Below are 15126 nucleotides of genomic sequence, written 5' to 3'. Positions count from 1 at the left end.
ATTTTCCAATATTGATATGACAACTCAAGAAAAAGGTTTATTACATTTACCTTATTTATTTGGAATAATTTATTAATTTCTTAAATGGTAAAAGTTTAATAGGTATTATTCAATCCTCCATCCAAAGGGATACTTGTTCCGGTAAGATAATTTGAATATTCCGAAGCCAGAAAAGCCACGAGATGTCCATACTCCTCAGGTTGTCCGAATCTTTTCATCGGAATCTTATTTTCCCTCGCCTTTTTTATTTCTTCTTCAGAATTGCCGCTTTGCTGCGCTTCATGAGCAACGAGTTTCTGAATTCTTTCAGTATCGAAGTATCCTGTTAAGACATTATTTACCGTGATATTATGCTGTGCAATTTCGTTGGAAAGCGTTTTGGCCCACGCAATCACTGCAGAACGGATAGAATTGGACAAGGCCAGATTTCCAATCGGTTCTTTTACTGAAAGAGATGAAACATTAATGATACGCCCTTTCTTCTGTTGGATCATATGAGGTAAAGCCAGCAATGTTGTTTCACAAACAGTTTTAAAAAGAAGATCAAATGCTTTCTGATAATCCTCTGTATTTTTATCCACTGCCAATCCCGGTTCCGGACCATTGGTATTATTCACCAGAATATCTATCGAATGATCATTAAAAAATCCTTCTATAATTTTCTTATAACTTTCAAAATCTGAAAAATCTGCTACCAGGTATCCATGTTTCTGATCAGGATTGATGACTGGCAGTGCAGCAACGAAATCTTTAAGTTTTGCTTCATTGCGGGCCATAACAGTAACATTGGCTCCACATTTTGCCAGTTCTACAGCAATTCCTGCTCCTATTCCCTGGGTTGCTCCTCCCACTAAAGCGTTTTTTGAAAAAAGTTGAATATTCATCTTTGCAATGAGTATTGATTATCTGTATAAATATAAGCAATCTTTATTTTTAATGATCATTTAATGCACAGCAGGCGCTATTTTATACAACAGTAAACACCAGGGTAAGCTGGTGTTTCAGTATTTGTGTTATTAGAATTTTTGCTAAAACAATAATGCCTGATATGGGAACTTTAAAGAAATTAATCTCCGATACGGAAAACAAGTAATTGGGTAGAAGTTGCAGCCAGACTCATTCCTGCTCCTCCACAGTTACCGGATTGGCCTCTTCCAAGAGTTATCGTCCATGTTCTGTTGGCTGGAACAGTGGTAGCATAGGTTATGGTACCTCCGTGATTAGAAAGGGCTCCTTCTGAGTGTGAAGCCGTACTGTGAATTCGAGTAGAACCTGTGTTAAGAGGGAAATCTATAAAATATGAGCTGATAGTACATCCTGTTGCATTATGAGTTGCTTCATACACTAAAGTCATCTGATAAGTTCCTGCAGGAAATGTAATAGTACTTGTTCCTGCGTTATAGCTCATACCGGGAATGGTATTTTTAACCACAGACATAGGGACCACCTGTGATCCGCCTGCACCTTGTGCCTGCAAGAAATTGGTCTGTGCAGTTTCCAGCCTGAAAACTGCAGGATTTGGAATAGATAAAGCGCCTAATGTACCGATACTTTTAACAACACCAGTCGCATCCACTACCAACAGAGGATCTGTAGTGGTATTTCCTGCAGAAAGCCCCTGTACTCGCAACGGATCGGTTCCATTGATATGAAGCTTATTCGTTGGAACCGTAGTCCCGATTCCCATGTTTCCAGCGGCAGTAACAGCTACATCATTGGCCTGTTGTGCCGCCGAAGGTGTTCCTGTAGCAGGATTATCTTTGGCTGCATCAATATTGAAAACACCCTGTGGATTGGAAGTCTGAATACCTACCTGCGCACTTATAAAAATATAATTTCCTGTTAGAAGAAATAAAGAATAGATAAGTTTACGTTTCATAATAAATAATTTTTGATCAACATTAAAATGATTTTAAAAACAAAAAGCTAAAATTATTGTGATAAAATTAAAGATTCAACCTAAATAATCACTTATATTAAAACAAATATAATAAATTTCACACAAAAGAGAACTAGGCTTATAAAAATAATTGTTAATTTTTCAATAAACTCAATTTCAATTATCAGCATTCCATTCACAGATTATATAATAAGCATAGTTATTTAGAAACTTTTATTTATATTCATAACATTGTTATTCTTATTATAAACCCTGTACTTTTTGAAAAAATCAGATTTATCAATCTTTCAGATAATATTTTTAAACAATACAAAAAACCTTCTTAATATATAAGAAGGTTTCTTTTTAATTTTAAACGATAATCTATTTGACCACGGTTGCTTCCAGTTCCACTTTTAAAGTTTCAAACAAACCTTTCACTTCAAGCATTGTTACGGCCTGCTGAATTTTATGTCTGCCAATCCATTCCTGAAGAATAGGAAAATGAGGCCAGAGTTCTTCCGTAGAAGTAGTATAAATATTTAATCTTACAATACCGCTGCATTTATACCCTGCTGTAGTAATCACTTCTTCCAGGTTGGCAATAGCCTGTTCCAGCTGCGATTTCATATCCTTATTACTGGATGTTCCATCGGGGTCAATAGCTGCCTGTCCCGAGCAATATAAAGTACTTTGCACATTTTTTACCTCTACCGCCTGTGAATAGCTTCTTTCATTCTGCCATTTCCAAGGATTAACCGTTCTTTTTTCCATTGTCTTGAATTTGTTATTTGTTACTGTACAAAATTGCAGAACAAATACAGCAAATTCCTGTGATACGGATCACGATTATAGTGTGAGTTTGATCACAGCGTTACAGAGGCAGACGGCTTAAAGTTTCTCTGGACACCCCTAAATAAGCAGCCAAAAGAGATTTGGGAACACGCTGAACAAGAGAAGGATATTTTTTCAAAAGCTGCTCATAGCGTTCTTTTATTCCTGTTGTCATCATAGAAATGGTACGCTGTTGGGCCGTAATAAATCCCATATATGCTTTTTCAAGGAAGAAATGCTCCAGCTTTGGAAGTTGAGCGCAAAGTTTTCTGTAATCGTCCAGCTTAATACACAGTACTTCCGTATCTTCAATACATTCCAGAGACATTGTTGCTGCCGTTTGCTGATAATAAGCGGGAAAATCTGTTTCCCACCAGTCTTCCATGGCAAATCCAACAATATGTTCTTTTCCGGTTTCGTCAGAATAAACCAGCTTCAGCAAGCCTTTCAGGACAAAATAATTATAGGGAACCGTTTCCCCTTCCTGTACCAGAAACTGATGTTTCTTATATTTTTTATAAGTAAAGCAGGATGATATGAATTCAAATTCATCATCATTAAGAGGAATTATTTTTTCAATATGGGTTCTTAGCTGATGCAGCATATTCTATTTCTTATGGTAAAAGTATTCTTTTTTCACTTAGACATTTACATTCATTGCTGATAAAATCAGCGTTACAATGTAAACGGATACATATCACTTAATGTGGGATGAATAGTATTCAGGGCTTTATAAAACTCTTGCCGAACCGGCTCAGTGATATGTTCATATTGATCAAAACAGTCATCCAGCTGATGGATAATGAATGCCATTTGCAGCCATTCTTCAAAATTAATATGCATCGGCTTCAGCTTCCCTTCATCATCATGATCATAGAAAAAAACCTTCTGATCCCTGTCCAGAAACCATCGGTCACCTTGTTCGTTGCCAGCAAAACACCAGTACTCCGGCAAGTTAAATTCTTTATTTTCATTGACTGCATCCACTGAATTGTACAGAATGGTTTCAGAAGAGATTTCTGTTGTTTTTATTTGAGTAACCAGCGTTTTATAGTTTTCAGAGAAAGGAAAATCTATAACCTTTGGAAAGTTCTGCACGGCGCTTTTTTCTTTAAGGATTTCATTTTCTATTGCGGTAAGAGTTGGCAGGATAAAAGGAATCATCATTATTAAAAATTATGGATTTTCTTTCAAAAGCTCATCAATCTGTTTATAAAATGAATCTTTACTGTAGTCTGCCAATCCTTTATGATGCAGGCGGATTTCTCCTTTTTTATCCAGTACAATAGTGGTTGGTAAAGATCCGCTATACAATACATCAGGGATATTTCCGGCCGGCGTAAGAAAAGGAACCGTAAAGCCTTTTTCTTTTAAATAAGATTTTCCAGGAGCAGGAGTATCATCCAGATTTACTGTAAGAAATACCATATCCGGATTGTTTTTGTACTGATCATACAGTTTCTGAACAGACGGAAACTCAGCACGGCACGGAGGACACCAGGAGGCCCAGAAATTAATGAAGACTACTTTATTCTGTAACGCAGACCCGTCGATAATTGTTCCATCTTCATTTTTCAGCATCAGCCCGGCATAGGAAACTTTGGCTGCATTATTCCGGGTTTCTTTTGGTTCTGATATGCTGGAATTGAGAATTCCTGTGGAAGCCACCTGTCTCATCAACCATGCCTTTGCATCTTTATTCACCAAAATGATAATAAACAATACCGTAAGTACTGCTGTAGAGCCATTTTTTCTTAACCAGATCTTCATATTTTCCATATTCTCCCGCTTAATTCCCAGCCAATATAGGATTAATATTTTGATCAAAAGACAGGAAGGGCTTTTTTTAAAATAAAAATCCCTTACATCTCAGGATTCTAGCAAACACTACACTGAAAATTTCACGTTAACAGTAATAAAATTCGTTCAACAAGCGTTAATAATTTGTTTTTCAACAAAATCAACAGAAAAACAACAATAAATCAATATACAATACATAATAGTATTATTTATGTAACCATCTTATTTTATCGATGCTATTAAATTTTTACAAAACCCAATTTCCAATGGATTTATTTCATAATTAAATTGTTACGTGTAACAAATCCCCTATTCATCTAACTAATCATACATCAATTAAACATTAATTCCTATACAAGAGATCTACTACTTTAAAATAAACTAATGCAAACATCCTTTTTAAAAATCACTGCAGCCACCGCTGCGCTCTGTTTCAGTACCCTGGCAATAGCCCAGCAAACGTATTCCGTAAGTGGAACCGTGAAAGACAAAAAAAACGGTGAATTGCTCATCGGAGTTTCTGTAAAAGTAAGTGAAGATCCTACCATCAATGTTGTAGCCAATGAGTATGGATTTTACTCACTTTCCTTACCTGAAGGAAATTATACCCTGATTATTTCCTACCCTGGATATCAGGATTTTGAACAGCAGATCAAAGTAGATCAGAATATAAAAGTTGATCTTCCCCTCCTTCCTGCAGAAACTGCAGCAAAAGCAATTGATGAGGTGGTGATAACCGGCATTAAAAAGGATAAAAACTTGACTTCGGCTCAAATGGGAGCAGAAACATTAAGCATTAAAAATATAGAAAAACTTCCTGTTCTGTTTGGAGAAAAGGATGTAATGAAAACCATACAGCTTTTACCCGGCATTAAAAGCAACGGTGAAGGAAGCAGTGGATTCAGTGTACGTGGTGGTGCTACCGACCAGAACCTGATTTTACTGGATGAAGCTCCGGTTTATAATGCCTCTCACCTTCTTGGATTTTTTAGTACATTCAACAGTGATGCTCTGAAAGATGCCAGCATCATTAAAGGAAACAGCCCCGCACAATACGGAGGCCGCCTTTCTTCTGTATTAGATGTTAAAATGAAAGACGGAAACAACAAAGATTATAACATCAATGGAGGAATCGGACTTATCAGCAGCAGATTGAGTGTGGAAGGTCCCATTCAAAAAGAAAAGTCTTCATTCATTGTTTCAGGGAGAAGAACGTATGCGGATTTGTTTCTTAAAACCAATAAAGATTATAAAGACAACAAATTATATTTTTATGATCTGAATCTTAAAGCGAATTATCAGATCAATGAAAACAACCGTATTTACCTGTCCGGATATTTTGGAAGAGATGTTCTGGGATTGGGAGATACTTTCAATACCGACTGGGGAAATACTACGGCAACTTTGAGATGGAACAGCATTATCAGCAGTAAACTATTCTCCAATACGTCATTCATCTACAGTAATTATGATTATAAAATCAGTCTGAAAAATGATGATACTGTATTTGATTTAAATTCAAAAATCCGTGACTGGAATCTTAAGCAGGACTTTACCTGGTTTGCAGGAAACAAACATTCTGTACGTTTTGGTCTGCAGTCTATTTATCATACCCTTACTCCGAGCAGTGCTTCCGGCACTACAGTGAGCAGCTTTGCAAGAAATCCGAGATATTCATGGGAAAATGCCGTTTATATTAATGATGATTATAAAGCAACGGAAAAGCTAACAATTAATTATGGAGCAAGGCTCTCCATGTTCAGCATATTGGGAGGTGATACATTCAATACTTATGAGAATGGTGTGCTCACCGACAGTAAATTCTTAGAAAAAGGAAAATTCGGAAAAACCTATGTGAATATTGAGCCACGTATTAGCGCCAACTACCGCATCAATGAATTTAGTAGTGTAAAAGGAGGTTATTCCAGAAATACCCAGAATCTTCACCTCTTAAGCAACAGCAACAGTGGAAACCCTACCGACCAGTGGATAGGAAGCAGTTACACGGTAAAACCGGAAATTGCAGATCAGATCAGCCTTGGTTACAGCAGAAATTTCAACAACAATAATTATGAACTGAACGCTGAAATCTACTATAAAGACATGAAAAACCAAATCGACTTCAAAAATGGAGCTCAAATTGGTTTTGACACTGGAGCGGATGTAGAAAGTGAACTGCTATTCGGAAAAGGAAGAGCTTACGGTCTCGAACTTATTGCCAAAAAGAAAAGCGGAAAACTGACAGGATGGATTTCCTATACCCTTTCCAAAACAGAAAGAAAGATTAACGGAATCAATAATAACGAATGGTACAATGCCAGAATGGATAAAACCCATGACCTTTCTATCGTTGCGACCTACCAGCTTAATCCAAAGTGGAGTTTTTCAGGACTTTTCGTATATAGCACAGGAAATGCGGTTACCTTCCCTACCGGAAAATATGAACTCAACGGACAAACCGTATTCCAGTATAGTAACAGAAATGCAGACAGAATGCCGGCCTATCACAGAATGGATCTGAGTGCGACTTATGAACCAAGTTCCAATAAACGATTCCGTGGTTCATGGACATTCGGTATTTACAACCTATATGGTAGAGAAAATGCCTACACCATCAACTTTGAAGACAATCCTGACCATCCCGGAACAACCCGTGCGATGCAGACTTCTTTATTCCGTTGGGTACCCAACATCACTTATAATTTCAAATTCTAAATCATGAAAAACACATTATATATCATAGTATATCTCCTTGCATTAACTTCTTGTGAAAAAGAGATCGACCTGGACCTGAATGATCAAAGCGGAAACATTGTCATTGAAGGAAATGTAACCAATCAATCAGGACCTTACACAGTGAAAATCACCAAGTCAGTAAGCTTTTCATCACCTAATCAATATCCGGCTGTCACTGGCGCTCAGGTTATTTTAAGTGATAATACAGGTCAAACAGAAACCCTTCATTATGTAGGAAACGGAGTCTATCAAACGACTACTTTTGCCGGAGAACCTGGTAGAACCTATACTTTGAAAGTAGAGTCCGAAGGAAAGCAGTATAGCGCTCAGAGCAAAATGCCTGAAGTGGTCAATTTCGATGGATTACAGCAGAGTTCTTTCAAATTTGGAGATAAAACCACGTATACCCTCTTACCATTATTTACAGATCCATTACCATTAGGAAACCGCTACCTTTTTAGCTTCACCATCAATGATCTTACTAAAAAGTACATGAATACTTTTTCAGATAATGTGAATAACGGATTACCCAATCAACAGCCTCTGATTCTTCCTAACGACGATAATAAAGGCAGAGATCATGAAGTGATAGTAGGAGATAAAATTCATGTAGAGATGCAATCTATAGATACCAACATATTTACTTATTACAGTGCTTTACTTCAGATTTCAGGAGGCAATGGCGGAACTGCTACTCCTACGAATCCTCCAAGTAATATCAGTAATGGAGCATTGGGATATTTTTCAGCCCATACTACAGATACACAAACTTTTGTTATCGAGCAGATGACCACTCCATAAATTTAAAAAAGGATATTCCAATGATGGGAATATCCTTTTTTATTCTCTGTTCTATCTTAATCTCCTTTTTAAAGCATAATATCTATACAGAAGCTTATCATACCGGATCACACAAAACAGAAATCCTGCTGTAACCATCAATGTTTTGAGACCGATCATGCTATACCCAAAACCGCCAATAATGCATCCTGAAAAAAAGAAGGCGATAATCACCAGTTTAAGAGTGATGTTCTTTGTAAGCTGTTTCTTTTCATTTTCCCGTTCTTTAAAGAAAAGTTTTGAAAGTTCTATTCCCAGATCAGTAAATAATCCCGTAAGATGAGTCGTTCTCACCACAGACTGGGATACTCTTGTTACTAATGAATTCTGAACTCCCATTGCAAAAAGCAAAAGACCGGCAATGGTATAAGGAGATATTGATAGTTTCAGTAGCCCATCATCTGATAGTCCCACAAAACCTAATATCAGAATTTCAATAATCAAAGGAATAAGATGCGGGCGAAACATGCTACGTCCGGAAGAAAATTCAACCATAAAGCTTGAACAGAATGCTCCTCCCAGAAAGCACATAATAAAGACAAGATAAGTAAGAGCTTCACTGTAATGATTGAGTAGAATTTCTTCGGAAAAGAAGGCAAAGTGCCCCGTTATGTTAGTGGTAAGTATTTTAACAGATAATACTCCCACAATATTCACTATTCCGGCAACAAAAGAAAGTGCTGATGCCAGCTTAAGATTATGAAAATAGGTTCTGTTTCTCCCTCTGTGCCTGAACATTTTAAATTTCTATAAGGGTTGTATATTGTGTTTTTTTAAAATTTTACTCAAAAAACAGCTGGATAAAATAAATAAGCAAAAAAAAATAAATTAGAAATGTCAGCATAAAGCCGTGAAAAACATATCCGCTTAACTATTTATCCAGTGTTCTTTATAGAATTACGGAATCCCCTTTAACGTAAAATTCTACTTTTTCCGTAACAAATAACAGATCAGTCTATGACATGAAAATGCCTTTAAAACCTCTCTGAAATGTTCTGTTTCTTATTTCAGTACCAATTTTATTACTTTTGTAAAAGTAATTCGTTCAGAAAAAAAACCATGTGATATAGATGGGTTTAAAATGTGATTTAAGTTAAAAACTGAGCGTAAATTCAACAGCCGTATAAAAAATTATGATCTCAAAATTTATTTTCAATAATCAGTATCTTTTTGATGAACTCCCCGAGTATGACAAAAATCTGCTTACAGGAGCAATGAAAACCAAAAACTACCGTAAAAATGAGCCCATATTTACGGACGGGACAAAACCTAACGGCGTTTACTACCTGAATGAGGGTAAAATAAAGAAATACAAGGTTGATAATGACGGAAGGGAACAGATTATTTACATTTACAGTTCCGGAGAATTTTTCGGCTATTCTGCGATCCTGAGCAACGAATCTTATGGAGATACGACCTCAACACTGGAGAATTCAGTTATTTCTTTTATTTCGAAAGACAGCTTTCTGGATATTCTAAGCCAATCATCAGTACTTTCAAGGTTGTTACTGAAATCTTTGAGTCATGAATTCAGTGTGATGGCCAACCTTATTGCTGTTTTATCTCATCGTACCGTAAGAGAAAGAGCCGCTCTCAGTCTGCTGATTCTTCATGATAAATATAAATCAAGTGATGCTCCTGATGAAGAAGTATTTATTACGCTTTCTCGTGTGGATCTTGCCAATATGGTAGGAACGGCCAGAGAAACTTTAGCGCGTATCATCAATGATTTCAAACAGGAAAAACTCATCAGATCCGAAGGACGCAAAATACAGATCATCAACGTTAAACAGTTAATTCATATTGCTAATTTTTATTAGTAAAATTATTCAAATTAGAAATCGTTTATTTCTACTGACAGTCTGTTGTCATAAATACCTGTTACCTTTGCTTATAATTAGTTTAAACAAATAAGTATCCTTATGAAACTTACCTCATTAAGAATGATCAGCAAAGACATTAAAGCAACAGTAGCATTTTATGAACAGATCTTGGGTATAACTGCCACATGGTATACGGAAGATTTTGCAGAACTTTCTACAGATTCTGTTACGATCGCTGTCGGAAGTATACGAACAATGAAAATGTTCTCGGAAGATCTTACCGATTTTGCAGGAACAAAATCAACCATCATTGAGTTTTTGGTTAAAAATGTTGACGAAGAATATGAAAGAATCAAAAGTATAGCTTCCGAAATTATTCAAGAGCCCACAACAATGCCCTGGGGAAACAGATCTCTCCTGTTCTGTGATCCGGATGGCAATATGATTAACTTTTTTACTCCAGTGAGTGAAGAGGCTATGAAGAAATTCAGTTAATTTTTTATCCATCAACATAAAACTCGCTGAGGACTTCAGCGAGTTTTTCATAAATATATTGATATTATTTTAATTTATTCTCCAAGGAATTCAATGGCTTTTCCAACAAATGCATCATGATATTGATAGAAAGAAGCGTGTCCTGAATCCGGGAAAATTACCAGTTCTGCATGGTCTAAATGCTGAGCCATATTTTTCGCATTCTGAACAGATACCGGAAGGTCGTTTTCACCATGAACAATCAGTACCGGATTTTTGATTTTTTGTATTTCTGTAAGGGCATCAGGATTAGGTTGAGCCCAACTCAATACAGCGGTAAACTGCGAGTTTGAAGTGGCATCACTTAAAGAAAGATCCCTATCCGTAGTACGAAGCTGAACCCTTGCGAAAGATGCTTTTCCTTCTGCAATACTTTGAGCAGATTCTGTAAAACCGAATTTCAGAAATGAAGCTTCCGGGCTTAATCCGGCTGTTCCTGCAATAATATTGGGAAGATTAGATAACCCGATTGCTCCCTGTGGGCCTGTACCTGTTAAAATCACTTTATTGATCAGTGAAGGGTTAGTCAGTACTATTCTCTGTGCAATAAATCCACCCATTGAAAATCCCATGATATTCACTTTGGTATAATGTAGAGCTTTAATAAAATCTACAGCATCATCGGCCATCGCCTGAACCGTATTGGGCGTTGTTCCATTTGAAGAAGCGACACCTTTATTGTCAAAGATAATTACCTTATACTTCTTGGCCAGTCCATCAGTCACTGCAGGATCCCAGTCATCCATTGAACCTCCCAATCCCGGAAGAAGAACCAGAGGAACTCCGTCTTCTTTTCCTAAAACACGGTAGGCAATGGCATTTCCTTTAACAGTTATGAATTGGGTTTTGGCAGTTTGGTGGCTGTTATTTTGTATCTCCTGTGTCGTGGGAGGCTCATTTTCTTCAGTGCAGGATACGGTCACTACCGTAAAAAGAGTTAAACATAATAAGCTTACGGCTGAGATTTTTCTGATTGTTTTCATTGTCGTTTATTTTTGTATGATTATGGTGCAAACATAAAACACAAAAACAGGAAGAACACTTATAAGCTTTATCAACAGGACATTTTAGCCGCCCAATTAGACATTTTACAAGGTGAAAATAAAAAGTAAAAACTCAAAACAATGTTTAAAGTTCCTGAGCTGATCTCAATGCGTCAAGGGCATCCATTGCTTTTTCAGCGTCTTTTACTGCTACAAAAATATGATCATGAAAATAAGCTGCCACTACGTTACAACTAATATTCTCCTTTCTCAAAGCATTGGCAAAAGCTGCAGTAAGTCCTACCGCTTCCAGAGAAGAGTGAATATTCAAGGTAATCCAGGAAGAAATATAATTATATTTTAAAGACCAATCATCAGCAATATTTTTTTCCAAAACAATGGTAACGGCTTCATTTTCCCGGAAAAAAAACAGGGTCTTTTCTATATCCGGTATTTGGTCTAAATTTTCAACAGTGCAAAATACATATTCTCCGGTATTCAATACGGGTTCCATATTCTGAATCAGTACCGCTAAGTCTTTTTCTCCTGACATCTTTTTTTGATGCAAAACTAAAGCATCGATGGCAGCATTTGTTTATCATTTGATAAAAAACGCAAAAAGGAGGCTGTATGCCTCCTTTTTGTGTTTGTAATGTAACCTATCACTGAACCTCACTATATGTGTTTGTGTTTTTTTTGATCATTTGGCTTTTTTAAGAAGTCCGGTTAAGGTTATTCATACACTTCTAATTTCATCAGTGTTTATTAATTTTTCATCATTTGTGTTTCTATAACTACAGTTTTATTATTTGTATAGTTATAATCATTTGTTGTTTTTGTGTTTGAAACTTCAGAAGTTAAAAAGCATTTCTCAGTTGCTTTTTCATTACTTAAATTTCATAGTACAAAGGAACAACATTCTCAAATAAAATTCCCTATAAACCCCATCGATACATATCGATCGACTTATAGATATTTATCGATGAAATATAATATCCTGACTCATTGAAGTGGTGATTATCCTGAAACACTATAGTTTATGATGGGTTTTGACAAGCTCTACCAGCTCAACTATATTTTCGATCTTTAGTTTTTCAAAAATATTCTTTTTGATTGTGCTTACTGTATTTTGTTTGATATTCAGACTGTTTGAAATTTCCAGGTTTCCATACCCTTCAGCATAAAGTTCTGCAATCTCCATTTCTCTTTTGGTTAAAATGTTGAGTGGACTTATCAGATCCGGGTTGTAAACAAACTGTACCAATAGATTTCGTAAAAGAGCAGAGAAATATTCTCCCTTCTCGATAAAGGCCGTGATCGCTTCCCTTACCTCTTCCTCTTCACTCAGTTTACTCAGATAACCATCAGCACCGGCTTTGATGAATTTAAGACCATGCAACTCTTCTTCAAGTCCTGTAAAAATCAAAATTTTAATATCAGGATTTACACTTTTCATCTGCGGTAAAATATGAAGACTGTTTCCGTCCGGGAAATGGGCATCAATGATAGCCATCTCTATTCCTTTTGATTCTATGAGCTCCAAGACCTGATGTAGGGATGAAGTCTGATACACTTTAGCGTTAGGAACAATATCACTGATCACAATTTCCATTCCCTGACGTACAATACTGTGGTCGTCTGCCAGAAGGAATATAATCTCTTTATTTTGAATTGGTGTTTCCATTATTATTACTATTTAAATTGATCCTGAATGTCACTTTAGTTCCTTTATGCAATTTGCTTTCCACAGATATATCGCCATCGAAAAGTTCTACAATTTCTTTTACCAGATTAAGGCCAAGTCCCGCTCCCAGATTATCCACTTCATCAGAAACCATTCCCTGATAATAAGGATCAAAAATTTTACCGAGATCAGCTTCTGATATTCCTACTCCGGTATCTGCTACTGTTGTGATCAGGGTAATTTTATTGTCTCCAAGGGATTCTGTAGACAATACAAGATCAATCTGTCCGTTTTCTGTAAACTTGTTGGCATTTCCCAGAATATTCATAAAAATCTGATTGATTCTGATATTATCCGAATACACTACTAGATTTTCAGGGATTCTGTCTGTGACCGCAAACCTGTTGTTTCTCGTTTCCAGATAAGGAGTAATGACCTTTACAATAGAACTGATCTCATCTTTAAGGTTAAAAACAGATTTTATAAGTTCTTTTTCTGCATTTTCATTTTTAGTGTATTCCAGAATCTGGTTAGATTGCAGAAGCAAAGTGCTGTTAGTAAACTTGATGGATTTAAGATAATCCTTTATCGTTTCATCTTCAGTAGATCTTTGAATTTTATCTATGAAAATATTGATGATTTTCAAAGGAGATCTCAAGTCATGACTTAACATTCCCAAAATCCTGTTTTTGAAATTAAGGTTCTTTTTAATTTCCTTATTGGCTGCATCCAGTTTTTGTTCATAAACAAAAGCCATTCTTGTAAAATACATGATCAGAATAGAAACAATAAACATCAGAATCATCAGTCCCAATACGAGATAAGTCCTTATCTTGTTATTATTCGAGCTCTGTTCGTTGTATTCTCTTTCCAGTTCAGATTTAAAATCTTTGATAGCATTTTCGTATACTTCTATTAAGTTATTACTGTACACCAACAGTTTACTGAAATTGCTGTAAAACTGTAAGTTATTTTTCTGACTAATGGCTGCAAGGAGCTGAACCTTCTTTACTTCAGCTGCATAATGCTTGTCTATAGATTTTATCGTATTGTCCATTTTGGATTTTACCTGAGAAAGATCTATAGTTTTATTATTGGTCATCGTAATCACCGTACTCTCCTTCTGAACATCTACTTTCCCTGTTACCGCATCTTTTAAACGCCCGAAAAAGCCTTTCTTTTTAACCGTATCCGCATACGTACGGGTTTGAATCTTGAAATCTTCAAAATCATTTTTATACTTGGCAGGCTCATAGTGCTTATCCTCAATTTTTGCCGGTGGATTCAGAGAAGTCTGGTACACTGAATCTATCAATGTCTTCAATTTTGCAGTCTTTAAGGTATCCTTGCTACGAAGCGCCAGATTTTTTTTCAGTCTCGGACTTGTATTTTCATATTCACCAATTTTATCAAAATTAGTCTTAAGCTTTCTCAATGACTGGAAATAGAGCTGCAGATCATTATTATCCTGAGTCGCCATGTATTTTTGAAGATGATCCTGTGCATCCATGAAATCTTTCCTGGAATTATCAGTCAATCCTCCCAATGCACGGCTTTCCTCAAGCTGATCTTTAATAAACTTAAGCTTCTTCCCATTGACAAATTCATTGTAGAAAAATGTGGCAATAATGACCTGTATCAGTAAAATACAAAGGATCAAAGAGTAATGAACAAGTTTTCTCAATTTAAAATTTAAGAATTTATTTTTCATATTTGTTTATCAGTTAAATTAATTTCCTGATGACATAAGTCCATTAGATATTAGCCTTTAACAATATAGCATTATTTTCAATAATTTCATAATATGCATATATCATTCAATTGGCAAAGTTAAAGTAATTTTTGTCTTCTTATAATAATGAATATTTGATTAAACTCACAGAATTTATTTTTTTTTACTATTAAAATGCTTTGTAAACATTCAGTTTTATGTATGTAAATCTATTTTTTTAGATCAATTGCAAAAAGTTGAGGCTCAGTAAAATATTATTTTTCTGTTCATTTTATTACAAA

General features: G+C 35.8%; 15 protein-coding genes. 4 read left to right on the top strand and 11 right to left on the bottom strand.

Annotated features, from left to right (window positions below; all coding sequences use genetic code 11):
• Positions 1 to 95 precede the first annotated feature (95 nt).
• The 6 genes from PZ898_RS00815 to PZ898_RS00790 all read right to left on the bottom strand — a co-directional run bounded on the left by PZ898_RS00815 (position 96) and on the right by PZ898_RS00790 (position 4483).
• On the bottom strand, positions 96 to 884 hold the full coding sequence (locus tag PZ898_RS00815; protein WP_277694539.1) for an SDR family oxidoreductase: 789 nt from the start codon (positions 882 to 884) through the stop codon (positions 96 to 98).
• Between the two features lie 182 nt (positions 885 to 1066).
• Positions 1067 to 1879 (bottom strand): hypothetical protein, encoded by an 813-nt coding sequence (locus PZ898_RS00810; RefSeq protein WP_216444895.1) that lies wholly within the window; start codon positions 1877 to 1879, stop codon positions 1067 to 1069.
• 384 nt (positions 1880 to 2263) lie between these two features.
• On the bottom strand, positions 2264 to 2653 hold the full coding sequence (locus PZ898_RS00805) for a RidA family protein (protein ID WP_277694538.1): 390 nt from the start codon (positions 2651 to 2653) through the stop codon (positions 2264 to 2266).
• Between the two features lie 100 nt (positions 2654 to 2753).
• Positions 2754 to 3317 (bottom strand): Crp/Fnr family transcriptional regulator, encoded by a 564-nt coding sequence (locus tag PZ898_RS00800; protein ID WP_062670502.1) that lies wholly within the window; start codon positions 3315 to 3317, stop codon positions 2754 to 2756.
• A gap of 71 nt (positions 3318 to 3388) precedes the next feature.
• Positions 3389 to 3880, bottom strand: a complete 492-nt coding sequence (locus tag PZ898_RS00795) for a hypothetical protein (RefSeq protein WP_277694537.1) — start codon at positions 3878 to 3880, stop codon at positions 3389 to 3391.
• A gap of 9 nt (positions 3881 to 3889) precedes the next feature.
• On the bottom strand, positions 3890 to 4483 hold the full coding sequence (locus PZ898_RS00790; protein ID WP_277694536.1) for a TlpA disulfide reductase family protein: 594 nt from the start codon (positions 4481 to 4483) through the stop codon (positions 3890 to 3892).
• Positions 4484 to 4897: 414 nt separating this feature from the next.
• On the opposite strand from PZ898_RS00790, the gene PZ898_RS00785 reads away from it, so the two are divergent.
• Entirely contained in the window at positions 4898 to 7228 is a 2331-nt protein-coding gene (locus PZ898_RS00785) for a TonB-dependent receptor (RefSeq protein ID WP_277694535.1), read from the top strand.
• A 3-nt stretch (positions 7229 to 7231) separates the two neighbouring features.
• Positions 7232 to 8050, top strand: a complete 819-nt coding sequence (locus tag PZ898_RS00780; RefSeq protein ID WP_277694534.1) for a DUF4249 domain-containing protein — start codon at positions 7232 to 7234, stop codon at positions 8048 to 8050.
• Positions 8051 to 8101: 51 nt separating this feature from the next.
• Here the strand turns inward: PZ898_RS00780 and PZ898_RS00775 are convergent, their stop codons facing one another.
• The gene (locus PZ898_RS00775) at positions 8102 to 8827 is read right to left on the bottom strand and encodes a YoaK family protein (protein ID WP_277694533.1); all 726 of its coding nucleotides are present in this window, start codon (positions 8825 to 8827) and stop codon (positions 8102 to 8104) included.
• Positions 8828 to 9222: 395 nt separating this feature from the next.
• On the opposite strand from PZ898_RS00775, the gene PZ898_RS00770 reads away from it, so the two are divergent.
• Together PZ898_RS00770 and PZ898_RS00765 are read left to right on the top strand one after the other, a co-directional pair.
• Positions 9223 to 9909: a Crp/Fnr family transcriptional regulator gene (locus PZ898_RS00770; RefSeq protein WP_062670516.1), complete on the top strand. Its 687-nt coding sequence runs from the start codon at positions 9223 to 9225 to the stop codon at positions 9907 to 9909.
• Positions 9910 to 10011: 102 nt separating this feature from the next.
• Positions 10012 to 10407, top strand: a complete 396-nt coding sequence (locus PZ898_RS00765) for a VOC family protein (RefSeq protein WP_277694532.1) — start codon at positions 10012 to 10014, stop codon at positions 10405 to 10407.
• A 74-nt stretch (positions 10408 to 10481) separates the two neighbouring features.
• Here PZ898_RS00765 and PZ898_RS00760 read toward each other — a convergent pair whose 3' ends face one another.
• The 4 genes from PZ898_RS00760 to PZ898_RS00745 all read right to left on the bottom strand — a co-directional run bounded on the left by PZ898_RS00760 (position 10482) and on the right by PZ898_RS00745 (position 14824).
• Positions 10482 to 11429, bottom strand: coding sequence for an alpha/beta hydrolase (locus PZ898_RS00760; protein ID WP_277694531.1), 948 nt, complete (start codon positions 11427 to 11429; stop codon positions 10482 to 10484).
• A 145-nt stretch (positions 11430 to 11574) separates the two neighbouring features.
• On the bottom strand, positions 11575 to 11982 hold the full coding sequence (locus tag PZ898_RS00755) for an ACT domain-containing protein (RefSeq protein ID WP_277694530.1): 408 nt from the start codon (positions 11980 to 11982) through the stop codon (positions 11575 to 11577).
• Between the two features lie 477 nt (positions 11983 to 12459).
• Positions 12460 to 13113: a response regulator transcription factor gene (locus PZ898_RS00750; protein WP_062670524.1), complete on the bottom strand. Its 654-nt coding sequence runs from the start codon at positions 13111 to 13113 to the stop codon at positions 12460 to 12462.
• Entirely contained in the window at positions 13091 to 14824 is a 1734-nt protein-coding gene (locus tag PZ898_RS00745; RefSeq protein ID WP_277694529.1) for a HAMP domain-containing sensor histidine kinase, read from the bottom strand. Before PZ898_RS00745 ends, PZ898_RS00750 begins: the two co-directional genes overlap by 23 nt.
• Between the last annotated feature and the right edge of the window lie 302 nt (positions 14825 to 15126).

This window comes from Chryseobacterium sp. WX, from assembly GCF_029542485.1.
GTDB classification, from domain to species: Bacteria; Bacteroidota; Bacteroidia; order Flavobacteriales; family Weeksellaceae; genus Chryseobacterium; species Chryseobacterium cucumeris.
Note: the sequence above shows the minus strand (reverse complement) of the source record. Positions and strands in the feature narration are given on the sequence as shown.